The following is an 18,839-nucleotide window of genomic DNA, read 5'->3' as shown; positions in this document are numbered from 1 at the left end:
CCATCCATCCCTCAATACCCTCCCAGGAAATCGCCCTGAAATGACAAGCCGTCCCCTCCTCAAGAAATCTGCACGGGAATTGGAAGCACTCGCTCAAGAGGCCGAGACCAATTTGCCATTGCTCAGGGAGATTCTGGCCGAATTGGGTTTCCGCACTACATCGGCAGCCGACCGGTTGCGAAAGTCGTTGGAACGCCAGCTAGCCGCTACGAACCCACCTGTCGCACAACAGACGACAGCACCTGCACAAGATCGCGAAATGAATTCGGCCCACGATTCGAGCGGGCCTCGTTCGGGGCCCGAAGGAGATGACCCGGGGCAAGCCAAAGTCACCGTCGCATCGAGACCAAAGCCACCCGTGACCAACGAGCCAGTCCATATCTTGGAAGCTTGGACTGCACTAGAGGTGCTTTCACCTCAGGGATACCGCCGAGAAAGTGACCTCGCTGCTGGAAAGCAAACCGACATCGCCCCCTTGCTTCCCGGTCTCCCTATGCCGTGGGACCTCGACACCCGATCCAAGCCTGGCAAGAAGCTCCTTTTCGAGGTTGTTCTGGGAACTCTCAGTTTAGGGCCTGCCGTCGCCTCTTTGTTGAAAGTCTATTCGGATCGGCGTCCCGACCTGCCTTCCAGATCAGACACGGCGATACTCGCAAGCATCATGGTCGACAAGGAAGGACGACCTTTTGAAGAGGAGTCCTCGCTCGTTATTTCAAGCTTTGCATGGGGAGTGCCTGTGGCACTGCGGGGAGACCTGACTGCATTGGCCGCTTGGCCTGCACAAGAACGCCTGATTAGGCGTGACCTTCACCGCCAGCTGTTTCACAGGCTTCCATCCGGTGAGATTCCTCCTCTGGATCTGCCCACAATCCTCAACGCGTTCCGTTTCCTCGTGGCCAGGTTGAACCTGGATGGACAGGAAACGCGGGAACCACACTTCGCGATCCGTCGCTATGAGTTCTTTGCGAGCAAACTCCCATCGGAACCGTCCTGCATTCTGAATTCATTTTTCCTCAGGGATCTTGAACTAGCTCGCGGCCTCTCTGCTGCGGGCAAGGCTCCGGAAACTTTGAAGCTCTATCTGGGACAGAGCGTTCCTCCCATCAGGAAGAACCTCTTGGACGACCAGAAAGCTCTACGGGGAATTCTCGCGCCGCAAAATACCCCCCCGGGCCGCTGGCCATCCGCCGGAGGGCACGCATTGGCCGTCCTTCAACAAGCTGCAGTCAACGGCACGTTTGGCAGGTCGGAAAGCGGGAGTATTCTGGCGGTAAATGGACCTCCCGGCACCGGAAAGACCACGCTTCTGCGCGACATCGTCGCAGCTCGAATCGTTGAGCGCGCTGAAGCCATGGTTGGCTATGACGACCCCGCTCAAGCGTTCAAAGCCACCTCGCAATCTGTTCAGCGGAAAGGCGCGAACCTGACCTTCCATCGCCTTGATCCCTCTCTTCGAGGCCTGGAGATGGTGGTCGCATCATCAAACAACAGAGCGGTCGAAAATGTAAGCGCTGAGCTGCCGACCATGGCCGCGATGGGACAGCATGTTCCTGAAGCACGCTACTTTCCCTCAGTGGCGAACCATGTCTTGGGAGGCGAGAACTGGGGTGTCATCGCGGCCGTCCTTGGAAACAGCAGCAACCGTTTCAACTTCAGCGAGCGATTTTGGCGGGACGAAGAGAAAGGACTTTCTACCTACCTCAATCACGCAGCAGGCACTCCGCAGGTTGTTCACGAGAAGGATGCGTCCGGAGTTCTCAGGACCAGAACTCGGGAAGTCGTCCTTTCAGAGTCCCCTCCCCAAGGAAGACAGGAAGCACGCCAAAGATGGGCGGCAGCACGGAAGGAATTCCTTTCTGCGAGCGAAGCGGTGAAGGCTCTCCTCTCGAGGAAGGAAGAGATTCATCAAGCACTGACGGAGATTCCCCTCAACGTCGCGCGGCTCGACGCGCTCCAACGGCAATGTCGTTCGGCGGAGGCAGAATCACGGTCAGCTGAAAGCCGAAGGCAGCAATCCGCCGCGGAACATCTACATTCGGTTGAAGAGCATCAGGTTTCTGATCGGCAATTGTCTGAGCATCGAGGGAGACGGCCTGGATGGCTTGCCTTGATCTTCAATCTGGGCAGCGCGAAGGATTGGAAGGCCACGCAGAGGTCGCTCTCGGCAACCCGTGATTTGACTCAAGGAAAACTACTTGAAGCGGAGAAACGTTCCCAACTGGATTCCCGCAGTGCCGCTGAAGCCGTCGAACGGGAGAAGACCCTCAAGACGCAGCTCGCGAAGTTGCAATCGCAGCTTGAACAGCTTCTCGGACGCGTGAATCTCGCCAAAGAAGGCGGGGCGGTTGTGCCAGACGACGAGTATTTCGCCTGGCCCCGGGACGCGCGGGAAACGGCATCGATCTGGTTTAGTCGGGATGAGCAGGTTCTCCGGGACAAATTGTTTGCGGCGGCGGTCAATCTCCACCGCGCCTTCATCGACGCCGCGGCCGATCCCATTCGCCAGAACCTAGGGGTATTCATGGATAGCTTTGGCACCAGATCGTTCGGCACCTCCGAGAAGGACGCGCTCATCGAAGATTTGTGGGCCACCTTCTTCCTCGTTGTGCCGGTGGTTTCCACGACTTTCGCCTCCATGGAGCGCATGTTCGCTCAGGTCAAACCGGGAGCCATCGGCTGGCTCTTGGTGGATGAAGGAGGTCAAGCGACTCCACAGGCTGCAGTGGGAGGACTCCTTCGCGCGCGCCGCTCCGTCATCGTGGGCGATCCACTGCAGATCGAACCCGTGGTGACGCTCCCCAATACATTGACCGAAGAGATTTGCGGTCAGTTCGGAATCTCTGCTCTGAAGTTCAATGCGCCCGAGGCCTCAGCGCAGACCTTGGCCGACGCTGCCAGTCCGCAATGCGGGCGATTCCCGGCAGGAAGCGGTTGGAGGGAGGTCGGATCTCCGCTTCTGGTTCACCGCAGATGCGACAGCCCAATGTTCGAGATTTCGAACTCGATCGCCTACGCCAATCTAATGGTGACTGCGAAGCCGCCGCCGTCGGTCACTCCGCCCTTGGGAATTTCCTGCTGGATCAATGTTCGAGAAGCCAGCGCCTTCGACAAATGGTCAGAAGAGGAAGGAAATGAGGTGATCTCGCTCCTGCGCCGACTTCGTTCGATGAGAGTACCACCTGACCTCTACGTCGTGACGCCGTTCGTCATCGTCCAAGATCGATTGCGAAGTTTGATCGCCCAAAGTGGCGTCCTCAATGGTTGGGCGAATGACGCGAATGCCTGGCCCTATCAAAACGTCGGCACGGTGCACACGGTCCAGGGCCGCGAGGCGGCGACCGTGATATTCGTGCTGGGAGCTCCTTCGGCTTCGCAAAAAGGGGCGAGATCCTGGGCTGGAGGAACCCCGAATCTCCTCAATGTCGCAATCACCCGCGCTAAATCTGCGCTGTACGTTGTGGGTAATCGTGAACTCTGGGCCGAGGCCGGCGTATTCCGGGAACTTCACAACCTGATCGGCTAGGTAAGTCACAGCGCGTGAGTGGCCACAGGCCAACGCGCGGATAGCTTCTCCTCCTGCGCTTTCGGCGATGGATTCGGCCTTGGCGACCAATTCGAACCTCCACAAAGCGCCGCAATTCCTGCTAACTCAGAAAATCAGAATGAAGAAAATCGGCACCACAACCACTGGCAACTTCATCATCGAAGTCACAAAGGAGGAATACGATGCGCTGCTGCAAACCAACGATCAACCTGATGCCTCACAAGCGAAAGCCAAGGGCATGAGCCATTCCGAGCTTGTGACCTACGCCGCTGATCGTCTCCGAAAGCTAGCTCCGAAGAGGCGCGACGGCGTTATCCGTTCGATTGAAGCCATGTTTCAGTTTAACGGGGGAATCACCGCGGCGGAGATCGAAAAACTCGTGGCCTCTCTTCAGAAGCGAAAGTTCTTCGCAATTACTGCTGACGGGAAGGTTTCATACTTGGGAACCTGAACCGGTTGCCACGAATTCGCCCCTCAGGGGGATCTCGATCGTTTTCTGCGGCCAGTTTTCTCAGGGTCTCGCTTTGCGCCCCTTGATGGCGGACGCGAGTCAAACTTCAGTTGGCAACTAAACTGAACACGCCATTTGCTGCCTTCCTTGCCCTTCCGAACTTCAGCAACAGATGACCGAGCCGCCCTGAGCAGCTTCACCAAGTAAGCGGCGAACCAAGGCGCGAGGACCTCAGCCACCTGTTGAACGAATTCGGCGACTGGTTCTAGAACTTCAAGCGTGGTCATTACGAGGTGGGGAATGGTGTCAATTCGCGGCGCGCTCCGACTAGTGCCAGCCGCCTGATTTCCGCTATGATGACCATGTCGCGGCACTTTCTGTAACGGGCGCATCGCCTCATTCGCGCCGTTCGCGCCGTTCGCGCCCCCTACGCGACCGCCAGAAACCGCTCTTAGGGCATCTCCAAATGCGCCCCTTGACAGCCCTCCCAAAATTCCCCGCTTGCAACACTTCGGGGGAATTTCGTTGCACTCAGACTAGCAGGAATGCCTGTGGAATCAAGGATTCCGGGCGCTTACTTCCATGTCCTACCCATGAGTTCACGCTCTTCCTCGTCACGCACCGCGAGGTAAATCGCGGTCGTTTCAGAGTCCGCGTGGCCCATCCAATCCCGAATCACACTCACCGGAATCTGCTCCAATGCGCCCCGCACCCCGAATCCATGCCGGAGGCCTTTTGTGGTGGCGTGAATTCCCGAAATGCCCGCTGCGGCCATCACCTTCTTGATCGTTCGCCAGCCAGTCGTCCGGTGAAACCGCCAGATTCGCTGCTGCTTTGAGCTCCCCCCGATTTCCACAAGCCCCATAGCAAGAAACTCCGGCACGGGGATGCGGCGGACTTCTCGTTTGCCTCGCTTCTTTAGGCACAGAATCCGGATCACGTTCAGCTCGGTATCGATGTCAGCTGCCTTCAAATTGACGGCCTCGGAAATGCGGCACCCCGTGTAGTAAATCGTCAGACAGAACAGCGCGCGTGCTCGCGGCAGCAACACCGCCTGGCTCAGGAACTTCTTCCCTTCGTCGCGGCTTAGATACTTGCGCCGACCTTCGGCGTCGTAGGCGCTCATCGCGTCCCTTTTCATGGCTCCCCCTGCATCAGAATTCCCCCGTTCTGATGCATTCTGAACTCAACTCGTTAAAATTCTGTTACTTCCGCCCTATCAGACTCGCGCTCGCTTCGGCATTCCTGGCGTTGATGCCCACGACGGTGATCGGCGACGAGGCCCTGCCCTACGCCGAGCATTTCAATCCGGCGAACGGCTTCAAACCCGCGCAACGCAACTTGACAGCGATCTTTCTCCAGATGGCCGGAAGCTTCGAGCACTACGGCACGCCGGCCAACTACCTCCGCCACGCGAACGCCGAGGCGAAGCGGGTCGAGGCAGCCTGGCTAAAGGCCAAAGGAAAGCCCGCGAAATTCAGGCCCGAATACTTCACCGAAGAGTACATCGAGAAACTCATCACCGGCTGGAATCAGATGGAGCGTGTGCTCGCACTGGAGAGCTTCACTCGGACCTCGGGCCGGCAGATGCGCTATGCGATCATTGGCAGCGGTAGCATGACACCAGCCGAACTCGCATCATTGGAGCCGAATCTCACAGCCGAGGAATCAGCCGAGTTTCGCAGGCTCGTCGCCAAGCCCTACTTTACGAAGGATGACTTCGTATCGCTGGAACGATTCTATGCCGACGGCAAAGGTCACCATAAGCTGACTGCTATCGGCAAAGAAGCGGTCAACCGCCGTGTCCGGCGTGGAACGATGGACCAACGAGAGTTGGACAAGGATATTGAAGCATCGAAAGAAGGCACGACCATCCTTTCGATTCTAAGTGCGCACCAGCGCAGAACCGTAGGCGGCATCAACGGCACATCGGCAGCCGCCAATGCAGATGACCTACAGACAGCGCTCGTAAAGGGGCTGAAGCTTGCCGAGGACAGAGTCGAGGTAGACAGGCTTCCGTCAACGGAGCGCGACGCCTTGACCTTCTCCCATGCAATTAAAGGATTGCTGGATCAGCGGTTGAAGGAAATCTCCAAGCAGGCAACACCAGAACAGATGAAGGCCATGAAAACCGCGACAACGCTAATGTTCGAGAATCTGATCGTAGCATCCCAATTGGAGTTTGAGGCGGGTCTCTGGGATGAGGTGCTCCAGCGCTAGCCGCCGATTTCCCGGCCATCGCTTCCGCGTTCTGTCTGAGGGACCACGACAGCATTGGTCTCTTGGACAGATGATAGCTTCGAAAGCCCGGCAAGTTCAGAAGGCAGTTCCATTTTGGACTCCAGCGGCTTGGTGTCTCCCGGCATTTCGTCTGGACCGCCGCCCGTGGGCGATGAAGCAAGGGTCGCGGACTCGCGTCTTCTCTCAATAGAAGAGGTTCTCAAATCTGAAGCCGCCCTACCATTCCGGCCTTTCTCACCATCGAACACCTCTCGCTCCACGTTATCCGGCAAATCGGACTCATTGTATTTCCCACGCCGCACACCTTCCTTAACGCGCTCGTTCATTTCGGCCTTACCTCCTTCGGAGAGTCGATCGTAAGCACCACCATCGGTGTAGAAGCGCGACAAATCGGCGAAGTCTGATTTCGTGAAGTAGTCCTTCGCGAGGAACTCCGCATACTTCCTCTTCTCCTCTTCATTGAGCTTGGCCTCGCGCTCTACCATCTGAGCGATGGCACTGCGTTCCTTCTGATCCTTGTCCTTCTTATCCGCGGTGACGTGGTCATCTTCCGCACGAATCGAATCAAGACGCGTCTGCGCTTGGTCGAGTAACGCTGCAAGCGAGTAGCCTGAACCAGGCTGTCCACCAGACCGAATCAGCTTCTCGATTTCTTCCACACTTCGCGCAAATCGCGATGCTTCTACTTCGCTATTGTTTGTCACTATGCCTCCACATCCCTCAACTATAGCGCGAGATTATTAAAGATTTGTGACAATGGCCGGAAAGATCAACAAGAGCCTCCGCATTCCCCCCCCCAGTGTGGCTCAAAAGCCTCAGCGCCGCTCATCGATCATGTTGAGCAGATAGCGATGAGGGTCTCCCGCCCCAAGGCCTTCCAAGCCTTGGCAGGCCGTGAGCATGGCCGGCATCAGGCAAGCTTGAAGCGCACCCATACATTTCCCCCATCAATTCGGGACGCTTGGCTGAACCGCTTCTCGTAAGGATTGGGGAGAACCACAATTCGGGGGCTTTCGCTGAGAGCATCGATAACGCGGACGATCCGGAAAATCCCATGCCTCTTCGAACCGGCCAGATACTTCGCCAATTCAATCTCCGACGCTCCTAGGAGGAATGATTCGTCGGAACCCGTGCTCGACTTCACCTCCAGATGGTACTTTACCCCGTCCGCAGTGAACCGGAAATCGCATCCAGCTCCGTCATCGACTTCGTTCTCAGGAAACACTCGGCCCGCGTACGAAGAAATCCACGAGTCGGAAGAGACAACTGCTCGAGAATACACCTCCCCCAACCAGCGGTAGACGTGAATCTCTCCACAGAAGCCCGTCAGGTCGTCACTGGCTTCCTGAGCCTGGCGCCGTGAACGTCGGCCTCCGCCTCCCCCACCGCCGGATCCACCTCTCTTCCACCGCGCGGGCAGGTTCGACAACCGATGCGGCTTCGCTAGATCAGCAAGGGTTGCTTCTGCCAATGCTGCTGCGGGCACACGGCTTTCGATATGGTCCATGAGCGCTTTCGCATTGTCATCGGACATGTCGAACTCTTCTCCACAGATCGAAACCTTCGCACGTTTGATCTTCTCCGCGACGCGCGCATGCTCGATCTGCTCACGGGCCCTTTCGAGATCGGCTGCCGTCAGGCCAGAGGAAACCCGAAGTTCCTCCAGCGACGACACTCGCTGTAGCAGCCCCCGCCATGACTCCCCGCCAAGTGTCTGGGCACCTGTTCTGGCTAGCGTCCAGACACGTTCAGGCGTCCATGATTCACCATAGGCGTCAGACTCGAAAACATCGCCCATTCCTGCCCGCGCCTGCCTTGAGAAATCTCGCCACTTCGACAGGTCACGATCCCCGTCCTTCCAAGCAAAAGCGCTACCGATTCGCTGCAAATCCGCCAATGCACGATCAAGGAGCACATTGTTCTTTCGCTCGCTCTCTACTGGATCCACCGAAGAATCAATGCCACAGCCGCCCATTCGCGAAATGAGATCGCGATGGTCCGGTGCCAAATCCAATGCTGCCAGCTCTGCGTCGGCTGCGCCCCACGCTACAAAGACTGGCCGGACAATGTCCATTGTGTCCCTGAATGACACCTCCCAAAAGCGGTAAGATGCATCAGAAGGTGCCGACAAGCCATCGATCCTAGCCGCTAGATCCTTGAAGTTCCCAATTGATCGGCTGGCCATCATTCTGCGGGCGGCCCACGCCTTCAACGTGGCCTTCGCCGAAGCTAGGTGGTCCTTGAACTGTGTACTCGCGTCTCGGTTCACAAGCGGCGGCTCTTTCCTCGTTGCCAGTGCCTCATTCCACCTGCTGAGGGTGACGCCAAGCTGTCCCGCTATCCCTGCTGCGAACTCAAATACCGTGGGCGCATCCTTGGCCTGTTTGAGTGCTGCCTCCGTGTCAAAATTCTCGAACTTAAGGGCGTCGATCAATTCGACAAGTTCTTCGTGCGAGGCCGCGTCCGTCAGATAGGCAAAGCCCGTATTCGGAGAAAGCGCCTCTATCAGGGGCCAGATTCGTTGAATTGATAGCGCCACATCGTCGAACCATCGATCGCGAACTTCGAGATAGGCCGCCTCAGGAATGCGGAGGTTCTTCCTCAGGGAGAAGCAAATCAAATCGTGGTCGGGCCTCCCCGAGAGGTCTGAAAGGAAAGACCTGAGCCGATGCTCAATGTCTTCGTCGCCCACCACCCCGGCTATAGTTGCGGCAAGCAAAACTGGCTCGCCAATGCATCGCTCCGAAACGATGAGGACATTTTCGCCCTGATGCCAATAAGCGGACACCTCGTTCCGGCGAATATGCTCTCCCGACTTCTCGTCCACGCTCACCTCAACGGTGGAAAAGCGCGCGACTCGCATCTCCCGCAAGCGAGCCATCAGCTTCTCAAATGAATCGACCCGCGTCCCAGCGCCCTGCTCTCCGTGATGAGCAACCAATGTCAAAACCACCGGAAGTAGCCATGACAAGTCATCGTCGTTGGCCGCACTTCCCCAGCTCCCCTTGCTACGCCACTTCTCGTCGTCAACCCAGGCGGTAATCGCGAGCTTCGATACGCACTTTACTGCCTGCGGATAGCGATTCACCAGGGAATCACGCAGCGCCTTAGCACGTTTAACCGGAATCTCGACAAGCCTAAGTCCGAAACTGGCGACGAGATCGACCACAGCAGGAGAATCATCCGGAAGGTAGCAGGGCTCTTCCTGCGATGGGGCGACCATCGCCAGCATCTCTCCCTGGACTACCGGAAGCTTGCTCGGCATGCGGGAAAACGAGGTCGGTGCAAAGCACTCCCAAGCGAAATGCAGCTGGCTTATAAAAGCGTTCCGGTCAGAAACGCAATGCTGCGTCCAAGACTCCATCAAATCGTCCAACAATCGGGCATCCTTGCTAGCCTCATTCTCACCATAAGACCTGAGACCAACAAAGGCTAACGCCTGGAGTGGTCTCCTAGCCCGTTCGAAACCATACAACGTCGACTGAGGCATGCAGCGCAGGTGTGAGCGAAGCGTACCTCGCGACAGTCGCATTTCCGAAGACGACACGTGCCAAAGCTCGGATGGTTTCCACCACTTGCCATCACCTTTGCGATCGGTCCGCAGCCACCGCGATTCTGAGAGAGCAAAGCGAAGTGGCGACCAGAGCTCAACAATGTCACTCAATCCACCGTACCTCACCGCAACCAGCACCCACCACTTGTCCGGGAGATTGGCCATACTGGCCACCATGGCCTCCATAAAGGCAGCCCTGCACTCATCGTTGAACTGCCCAATGAGATCTGCTCCGGGAACAAACGAGAACTGGCCAAGGTAGTAGGCCTTGGACTGATAAGACGTCCGGTGATTTTGCCAAACATAGTCCCGATACTCTCCCCAGAACTGCTTCGAGATCCCCGGCGGAGGACTCTCATGCAAGGCCAGCCTCTTGCTGCCGCTGGGCCAGCCTGGACCTGACCACCCCGGACGCACTTCGGCAACGGTGACCGCTCGCAAACCATCGAAAACCCCAAGTGCTTTCAACCTCTCCGCCGCAACTGGGGCTCCGTTCCATTCGGGATGATCTGGAGGTACCAAGAGCTTCTGCTTCGAAGGAGCCCCGGCATTTCCGGGCAGCAAATCCAGATAGCGCTCTACTTTTGCTCCACTCGTTCCTCCCCACCCCGCCCCGAAAGAAGCCTCACCGGCCGGGAACCAACCCGCTGAGCATGGAACGGGCAGCTTCGCGAGTAACCTTTTGATGCCCTTGATCGGCGTCCTAGCGGAACCTGGTTCCACAAGACTCAGCCCCCAGCGCAAAAGATCACGACAGAGCGTACCGGACTTTGAGTCGAGCTTTGCCGGCAATACCGGAATCGCCGGGATCACGACGGTTTCAAGTATATCCGCCGGATCAAATGACCTTACCAAACCAGCCTCAATCAGGCTGTCTACGATTGCGGTAGCCTTGCTCCCGGCTCGACGCCTTGAAAGGCTATCATTCGAGATCGACTCAGCTAGGAACGCCAATCGCCCCCTCAAATTTCGAGGAACAGCTTCCATTCGGCTTCGCCCGCTTCCGGCATCCTCGCCGTCAGGCGACAAAAAGACCGCAGAGGATTCGCCACCTCCAGAATGGAGCCGACCATCGGTCCCTATTAGAACTTCCCTGCCGGCCAGCATCCCCAGTTTGCCATCCAGCATTTCGGTCAGATCGCGCCAGAATCCCCACCAATCCAATCCAACATCGGACGCCAGATCAGCTGCCAATGCTTCTACAGTCTCTGCCATCTGCTCGCTAGACGGCCCCAAGACAACGCGAAGTCGGCTAGCGAACTTCCGCAAAGGCTCCATGCTGGGGAGTGCTCCGTTGTGAAGCGCAGGGAAAGTAGCGAACCGCCGGATCTTTTCCTCGGTGACTACCGTCTTCCCCAGCATTGGCGGCAATACCGCAAGGTCTCTGAGGGAAACCCATCCCGTATCCGCCGGAAACACGGCCAGATCCTGAAGTGCTAGCCCGAACTCGTCTATAGCGGCTTTCTTGAGCAAGGCGAGCCACGAATCAAACCGCTCCAAGTCATCTCCGCAGGGCAGAAGCAGCCCGAAGATGCACTTGGCGCCGAGCGACTCGCCTTCGGAGGCCGAGCTTGCCGCCACCTTGATGGCGAGGCGTGCACATTCCCGCAAAAGGTATCCATTGTACTCTTCTTCGGCCGTAGTTGCCTCCTCTTCATCCTCACCAAAGGCAATCGAAGTCCGGCTCATGTCGCCAAAGAACGGCGCGTTGATATGAACGCTCGAACCGGTAGGTAGCTTGGTCGGAAGGAAAATTGAGAAACGTCCGGGCTTTGCATCGGCAAGATTCACCGCCAGCGAAATTCTAGCCGAAGTCATCGCCGACCATTCACCAGGTAGGTCATCCAGCGCAGTGCGTACAGCGGATGGCGCCGCGCTTAGATCCAATGTCGTGCTCCACATTCGGAAGGTTTCGCCCATTCCATCCTCTTGGCTGAGGGCGATGTCGCGCGCCTCCGCGGCCTGATTTTCGATGGGTTCCCCGGTTCTCTTCAGTTCCCTTCTCGTTTTCCCGTCATCGAGGATCAACGCGTTGACCTTCTCCAGGAAGAGAATCGTCTCCCGCTGGAAAAATTGGAGCCCCTCTTTCGCAAGTTCCAAGGCTGCTCTGCTCTTAAACGGAAGCCTTACGACGGTTGAGAATCCCCGCTGCTCCAGTTCACTGACAAATGGATCTCCCATATTGCCATCCACCGGGAATGGCAGGAGGTAGGGAGAAAGCTTCGATAGTTCTCGGCGAAGCCAATCGTCAGCTGTCATTGCTGCGGACGACGCCTTTCCATGCACGCTCTCGCGAAACTTGCGGAGAATCCCCTCTTCTACCCCTTCGACCAACAAGCTCTCAATCCTAGGAAACTTGACCAGATCATCACCTTCAAGGAGACCGCACAAGGGGCTGGAGATCTCCTCGACGAATGTCGGCGAAAATCCAAAGCAGAAGCCATCGAATCCTTTTGCGTCTCTTGCGGACCGCGAAAACACCTGTGGGTCTTCAGTGATCTCAAGGACGCTGCGGAAACCGATGCCTTTGTTACCGATCGAACTTTGAGGGTTCTTGTCACTCTGCCCCAGATTGGAAAGCCGATCGAAATTTGACTCGCTAAACGGCCGGCCGTCGTTGGCAATATACAAAGCGCCAAAGGGCCCGACCTCGCGAATCGCAATCTCGATTCGCTGTTCCTCTTGGGAATCACCGTAGAGCGCGTCGTGAGAATTCTGAAGGAGCTCGATCAGGAAGCGCCCGTGATACTGATGCTGAACATGCCGGGTCAGATTGTGGAGACTGAGGTACTGACTCGTCCCCTTTGCGATCTCGAACAAGAAAAGCTCCGCTACATTTCTGGCCTTCTCGATAACCTTGTCGCGATACTCACTCATTTTAAGAACTTTAGATCTCCCGGGCGACTCATTCCTTCCTAACGGGTCCCTGTGAGGTCTCAAGTCAATTGAGGCGCGGCTGAAGCAAGGAGCCAGATTTTACCGCTGCAGGTAGTGCCTCCTTACTCATGGAGCACTACCCACGCTCTAGATCCTTCCCCGTCTCCCGTCAGCAAATTCGAAACACCTAGCCTCCTTGAGGCAAATGAATAGGCCCCAGCCGCCACCAAGGCGGACCAGCCTATTGCCCCTCCACAAGAAGCCAGTAGCGAGTAGACTTGCGCTCGCCGGTTTTGCGCAACGCTCCGAATTCCAACAATTCGTTCAGATCACGCGTGACCGTAGCCGTGGAGGCCTTAGCAATCGCCGCGTAATTCTTGGCGCTCAACCCGCCGTTGAAACCGTCGGGGCCCTCCGCGAAGACCCGTATTAGGACCTTCTCCTGGCGCACGTTCAGCTTGCCCCTCAGACGATCGAAGAGCTTCGCTTTCTCGATCAAGAATTCGATCCTCCTTTGAGCCCGCCGTTGCGCCTCCAAAACCGTCGCCGAAAAATAGGCAACCCACTCAGCCACGTCCAAGCGCCGGTTCGCCTTCTCCAACTGAGAGTAATACTCCTTCTTCCCCGCGCTGATGACCTGCGACAGCGCGATTACCATAGGCGCACCAACCGCCTGTGAGAGCGCAATCTCTGAGATCACTCTTCCAATCCTGCCATTGCCATCCTCGAACGGATGGATGGACTCAAAATAGACGTGAGCGAGAGCGGCCCGGCAAAGTGCCGGCAACTCACCGCGGGAACCGTTGAACCACTTTAAAAAGCCCTTCATCTCCTTTGGGATCGCCGAGGCGGCCGGGGCCTCGAAGTGGACCTTGGGAGCATGCAGCGGCCCGGAGACAATCTGCATCGGCTCTTTTGAGCGCCGGTAACGGCCCACGTCCTTTAGCCCGACACGCCCCCTCATGAGGAGCGAATGCCACTTGAATAGCTTCGCATCTGAAAGGTCGTCAGCATAGCTACGAAACGCGTCCACCATAACCTCCGAGACCCCCTGCTCCGCCGGGGCAACCTTTCTTGAGTCCACCGCCAAACCAAACTGCCGGCGGATGGACGACTGAAGGCTATCCCTGTTCAATAGCTCCCCCTCAATGCGCGAGGTTTCGAGGGCCTCGTCGCTCAGCAATTCCGCGCGCAAGGAATTCGCCTCTCCAACGGCCAAGGATTGGAAGGCTCCAATGAGCACACCGGATCCCACCAGAAACGCAGATTCCTGTTCCCTATTGTGGCCATCCTCCCACCTAAAATTCGGCCATTCAGCCAACTGCCAGTTCCAATCCATGAGGAATAACCTTCGCTTTTATTCCTCACAATACCCCAAATTATGAGGAATAGCAACCTCTCTTATCCATCATCTTCCGATTCTGAAGCAGTGTTGCCAACCGGCAACATGCGAGCCCTGCGCCTTCCATCGTTCCGTGCCCCTGCTGACTCCGGGCACTTGATCCTAGAGAGAGAACTCCCCCAACAGTCGCAATTCCTTCGTCGCAGCCCTCGTCCATCGCAGCCACCGCGAAAGGTTGCAGGTGATGCTCGCCAGCCAAAGAGAGCCCGGTTAGAAACTGGAAAGAATGGCAGCTAACCAGCCGCCTTCGAATTGATCCGCTCGTAAGCCACCATGGGAGGAAAAGACGCTGCCAAGGGATTTGTATACCAGGACCTCTGTGCCCTTTATCGGGCGCTGACCTTATACACCGAGGGTACCGGCCAAACGCTGCAGGTGGAGGACGGTCGGAGAGCCAACAAAGGAAAGCCAGAGCCGTGGGACATTAAAATTCGGAATCCCGCCTCCGAGACCTTCACCACGGAATTGTGGCAAGCCAAGGACACAACCGTGTCAAAGAATCAGTGCTGCGAATATTGGAAGAATCTTCACCGGCACCTTCATCGCGGGGAAATCCTCATCGCGGCCCAAGCTGAAGTTCACCAAGACGCCTTGCTCGGTGTAATCACCAGCAGCCAACTAAACTCCGCCCTGGAGAGATTCCGCCAGTTCCTGGAGATCCTCAGGGATTATGACGAAATGCCCGGGCGAGCCGACATGGAGCAAGTCTGGAAAGAGGACTTCGACGGGGTTGATCTCGACCAGTTTGTCAAACTGATCGCTGGGGAAGAAATCCCCGGCCTGATGCTCTTCGACTTTGAAAGCCGGAACAACGGCAGCGTCTATTGGTTTCGCCGCTTCATTGTTGAAGGTTGGACCTCGTCCTCCCTGAGAGATCGAATCGAGAACCTGTGCGGCCGGCAACTGGAGGTAAATCTTAGTGCAACGAAGGACTTTGATGATCTTTGCGGGCGAGCCCTTTCACTAATCCGCACCAACTACGGGAGGCCTCTGCTGTTTGACGATATCGTCGCTTCGATCCGTGAAAACCACAGGCCGACGACTTCAAAACGAAAGGTCGTAAAGGACATCCTCAAACTCCAGATCGACCGCGTCAGAACAGCGGAGCGCCCCCAAGAACCATCATTGGAAAAGCTATTCGTTGAACCATGCGCGGAAATCCAAGGGGGAAACTCTGCTCCAGAAGATTCAAAAACCAGCTATTCAACTGAAACTTGGCTCCGCAGGCACCTACTCAAGCAGGACAAGGACTCAGCCCTGACTCTGTTGTTGGGGGACTTTGGCCACGGAAAATCGACCCTCCTCAAGATTATGGCAGCACGGCTTGCCGCTGCTTGGAAGGAAGGAGATCCAATACCAGTTTTCGTATCGCTTCGCCACTCGTTTCAGGAGGGCAACAACATCCTGGAGTTGGTCACCGATGCAGTCTCCGAAGCAGCAGCGCTCGACGACGAAACTTGGCGTTCCTCGGAGTGGCTGGTGCTCTGCGATGGCTTTGATGAGCTCAATGTCCTCCATCAAGATCGGCCAGATTGGGTCCGTAGCCGCTTCCACAAACTCTACGCGGCATCTCTCAAGCCTAACATCAAACTGGTGATCAGCTCTCGGCCCATCCTCTTCATGGATTCATCCGAGAGAGCGGATTACCTTCGCCCATACCTCAAGGTCAACCTCAAGCCTTTCGACAAGCAGCGTATCCGGACTTGGCTCGAGAACTGGGGCTGCCCCCTAACCTACGATGACCTCGAGCGTCTGGGGCTGTCCGAAGTGGCAACGACACCAGTCATTCTCCTATTGATTGCCCAGCTCCACCGCGCGAAGCGTCTTTCCAACGAAAGCTACACTCGCCGAGCATCCATCTATTCGGAGTTCTTCCAGTGGGTAAGCAACACTGGCGGGGCGCTGAATGCCAACGAGCGGATGAGGAAGCACTTCGAGATTCCAATGGAGATCCTGCGAAGGATCGCCGTACTGCTTTCAAGCCACCCAAAGTCGCAGGCTGGAATGATGGAGGTCCCCTTGCTACTGGACGAGCTGAAGCACGATTCGAAAGCTTCAGAACGCCACCTGGATCCACGCCTCTTCGTCCGACATGCGTTCCACGAGGGGAGGCCAAACTATGTGGAATTCCTCCATCAGTCCCTGAGGGAGTATTTGGTCGCCGACCATCTACTTCACGCCATGTTCCAAGAGGAGGACGATGGCGAATGGGCCTTCGCGCCCGACTACCAGCAATTGCTGATCGACCGCCCCCTCACTCTTGCCGAAGTCCGGTTCTTCCGGGACCTAGTTGAAGAATTTGCGGAGAATACAGGACCGGATTTGGTAGAGCAATTTGCAGAGCTGCACTGGTGGCCAAGCTTACTCCGCGATTTGGCTGAAGATTCCTGGCGTTTGGCTAAATCCTCTGACGAAACGACTCAGCCAATATTGTCGCGGGTCTCCTACTCCGTTCTAGGTCCAGGACGACAGCCAATACGGGAAAGCCGTCCCCTCCGCATCGAAATCGCAATCGCCAACATCGCGCTTCTGCAGTTCCTTGGCCAAGCTTACTACTGCCATGCCGCGAATGTGGGCGAGCCCAATCGCGTGGAAGGCCTTTGCTATCTGATGAACTTTCTTTCGTCAGCCCCGGATCTTGAACCGCTGCTTAGCGTCCTGAAAAAGGCAGTGACGGGACTCGAATTTAGCGCGGAGGTCGATGTGAGCCATCTGGATTTCTCAGGCTTTGACTTCGAGGGCGCGACCCTTGACGGCATGATGTTCAAAGGCTGCTCCTTCGACGACACCTCGTTCAAAAAGTCCGTTCTTCGAGGATGTAGCTTCAGCAGCTGCCACTTCTCGGGAACGCGCTGGACTTCCGCGAAGCTATCGAATCGCACGACCTTTAGCTACTGCCGCTTTCTTGGCAGCGCTGAGAACGTCCCACGGTCAAAGTCCTTTCACTACCTCGATTGCGCTTTCCCGACAGATCTGGCTGAGGCCGCGAACCTGAAGCGAAGCCGCGACGAAACGATCTGCTCGAACTTCGATGAGTCCGAGAACTCTTGAAGTGACACATCCCTCCAATGCGGCGGACAGGCGCCTATCGCCGGATCCCGCACTCGAAGATCAAACTGAGATCGCTTTCGGTGAATCCGGAGTCCACGCCCACCGGATGAGGGAGCGGAAGCTGAAAAATCTCGATCATCGCGGCCTCCTCCTCGCTGGTCGGGAAAAACGCGTGTCCAGGCTCATTAAACATGAAGTAGTCCCCAAAGGGTGCCCCGCAATGGCAGAGGTTCATGTAGTATTCCGTTTCTGCCGTCTTGGAATACCGTCTCTGAATCGACGCTCCAAGCTCGCGGGCGAATTCAACCAAGTCAGCCGGCAGGTCGAGCGCGTTGTACAGCATGAACGGACCGCCGAGAGGAATGTAGTCCTCCAGTTCCTCATCCGAGGTCGTGCAGCGAGATGCTGCGAACGCAAAGACCCGGGCAACCTCGTTGCACCGCCAGCATCGCTCCAGAGAGCGCAGTAGAAAAAATGGAGGGTGAATGGTGTAGGGCTGCATGTTCCTCTTTGTGGCTCGAATGGGTTCAATCGTGCCACATTGCCTAACAGTGAGTCAAATGTCCCACAGCCTCTGAACGATTGACAGGGCAGAAACAGCCAGTTTTTACCGGTTTGAGTAGTCAAGCGACGGACGCAGAGCAGCCATTCGCTCGCGGGCAAAAGAAGGCCCACCGCCGCACGATGAGAGCTGCCACTCTACCTATGTTCCTAGGGGGCGCTAGAACTCCATGGCCAACAACCATGGAGTAGCAATTGCAGAATGTATATGAGCAGATCACCAACCGAATCCTCGACCACCTGGAGAACGGCGTAGTCCCCTGGAAGTCGCCATACTTCTCAAAAACCGGGTTCCCAAAGAACTTCTCCACCCAGAAGGAATACAACGGCATCAACGTCCTGCTCCTAGGATCGCAGAGATTCACGTCGCCATACTTCCTGACCTTCCTTCAGGCGAAGGAACTTGGGGGACACGTCCGCAAGGGTGAGCGCGGCTTCCTTGTCGTGAAGTACGGCACCTATGAGAAAGCCAATGAACAAATCGAGCCCGAGGAAGGCAAATCCCTTAAGCGCGGTTACCTGAAAGCCTACACTGTCTTCCATGCGTCACAGATCGATGGAATCGCGTTTCCTGAACCGGAGGAACTTCCAGAGCTCTCTGTTAGCGAGAGGACCAATCGCGCCCGCGCAATCATCGAAGGCATGCCGAACCCTCCGTCAATCAGTGAGGGGAGCGCTGTCCCCTGCTACAGGCCATCAACCGATTCTGTTCACATGCCGGCAAACCGTTACTTCGTAAACGAAGTCGCCCTGTATACCACCCTCTTCCACGAACTGGCGCACTCGACCGGCCACGCATCGCGCCTAGCCCGCAAATCACTGCTGGAAAACCGAGGCATTAATGCCGCTGGCGACACTGCTCAAAAGACCTACGCCGAGGAAGAACTCGTTGCCGAGATGACCGCTTCATTTCTGAATGCCCATGCCGGCATCATCGAAGAGGAAATTGAAAACTCGGCCGCCTACATCAAGGGCTGGTCGGACGCCCTACGAACCAAGGAGGCCAAGAGCTGGGTTGTCCGCGCAGCCTCCGAAGGACAGAAAGCGACCGACTATATCCTTGGAAGATCCCGTTGACGCCCCAGATAGGCTGCCCGGGATCGATCAAGCGATTCCCGGCCAAGCCCAATCGGGCGGCCCCGCTCTCCGGATGGAGATG

The 18,839-nt window shown here is 56.7% G+C and carries 10 protein-coding genes; 5 read left to right on the top strand and 5 right to left on the bottom strand.

Annotated features, from left to right (window positions below; translation table 11 throughout):
- The first annotated feature begins 40 nt into the window (after window positions 1-40).
- Window positions 41-3,523, top strand: a complete 3,483-nt coding sequence (locus KBB96_RS05090) for an AAA domain-containing protein (protein ID WP_211633058.1) — start codon at window positions 41-43, stop codon at window positions 3,521-3,523.
- Window positions 3,524-3,662: 139 nt separating this feature from the next.
- Window positions 3,663-3,995: a hypothetical protein gene (locus tag KBB96_RS05085; protein WP_211633055.1), complete on the top strand. Its 333-nt coding sequence runs from the start codon at window positions 3,663-3,665 to the stop codon at window positions 3,993-3,995.
- Between the two features lie 574 nt (window positions 3,996-4,569).
- Here the strand turns inward: KBB96_RS05085 and KBB96_RS05080 are convergent.
- Window positions 4,570-5,136, bottom strand: a complete 567-nt coding sequence (locus KBB96_RS05080; RefSeq protein WP_211633053.1) for a tyrosine-type recombinase/integrase — start codon at window positions 5,134-5,136, stop codon at window positions 4,570-4,572.
- 32 nt (window positions 5,137-5,168) lie between these two features.
- On the opposite strand from KBB96_RS05080, the gene KBB96_RS05075 reads away from it, so the two are divergent.
- The gene (locus tag KBB96_RS05075; protein WP_211633051.1) at window positions 5,169-6,215 is read left to right on the top strand and encodes a hypothetical protein; all 1,047 of its coding nucleotides are present in this window, start codon (window positions 5,169-5,171) and stop codon (window positions 6,213-6,215) included.
- Here the strand turns inward: KBB96_RS05075 and KBB96_RS05070 are convergent.
- The 3 genes from KBB96_RS05070 to KBB96_RS05060 form a co-directional block, all read right to left on the bottom strand.
- Window positions 6,212-6,895, bottom strand: coding sequence for a hypothetical protein (locus tag KBB96_RS05070; protein WP_211633048.1), 684 nt, complete (start codon window positions 6,893-6,895; stop codon window positions 6,212-6,214). The genes KBB96_RS05075 and KBB96_RS05070 overlap by 4 nt on opposite strands.
- Window positions 6,896-7,146: 251 nt before the next feature.
- Complete coding sequence (locus KBB96_RS05065; protein ID WP_211633046.1) at window positions 7,147-12,666, bottom strand: sacsin N-terminal ATP-binding-like domain-containing protein; 5,520 nt, start codon at window positions 12,664-12,666, stop codon at window positions 7,147-7,149.
- Window positions 12,667-12,907: 241 nt separating this feature from the next.
- Entirely contained in the window at window positions 12,908-14,005 is a 1,098-nt protein-coding gene (locus KBB96_RS05060; protein ID WP_211633045.1) for a Fic family protein, read from the bottom strand.
- A 336-nt stretch (window positions 14,006-14,341) separates the two neighbouring features.
- Here KBB96_RS05060 and KBB96_RS05055 point away from each other — a divergent pair, with 336 nt between their 5' ends.
- On the top strand, window positions 14,342-17,119 hold the full coding sequence (locus KBB96_RS05055; protein ID WP_211633043.1) for an NACHT domain-containing protein: 2,778 nt from the start codon (window positions 14,342-14,344) through the stop codon (window positions 17,117-17,119).
- Window positions 17,120-17,153: 34 nt separating this feature from the next.
- Here the strand turns inward: KBB96_RS05055 and KBB96_RS05050 are convergent, their stop codons facing one another.
- A complete protein-coding gene (locus tag KBB96_RS05050; RefSeq protein WP_211633041.1) occupies window positions 17,154-17,621 on the bottom strand; it encodes a hypothetical protein in 468 nt (155 codons plus the stop codon).
- Window positions 17,622-17,875: 254 nt separating this feature from the next.
- On the opposite strand from KBB96_RS05050, the gene KBB96_RS05045 reads away from it, so the two are divergent.
- Window positions 17,876-18,757 (top strand): ArdC family protein, encoded by an 882-nt coding sequence (locus KBB96_RS05045; protein WP_211633039.1) that lies wholly within the window; start codon window positions 17,876-17,878, stop codon window positions 18,755-18,757.
- The last annotated feature ends 82 nt before the right edge of the window (window positions 18,758-18,839 follow it).

This window comes from Luteolibacter ambystomatis, assembly GCF_018137965.1.
GTDB lineage: Bacteria > Verrucomicrobiota > Verrucomicrobiia > Verrucomicrobiales > Akkermansiaceae > Luteolibacter > Luteolibacter ambystomatis.
This window is presented reverse-complemented; position numbering and strand designations above follow the sequence as displayed.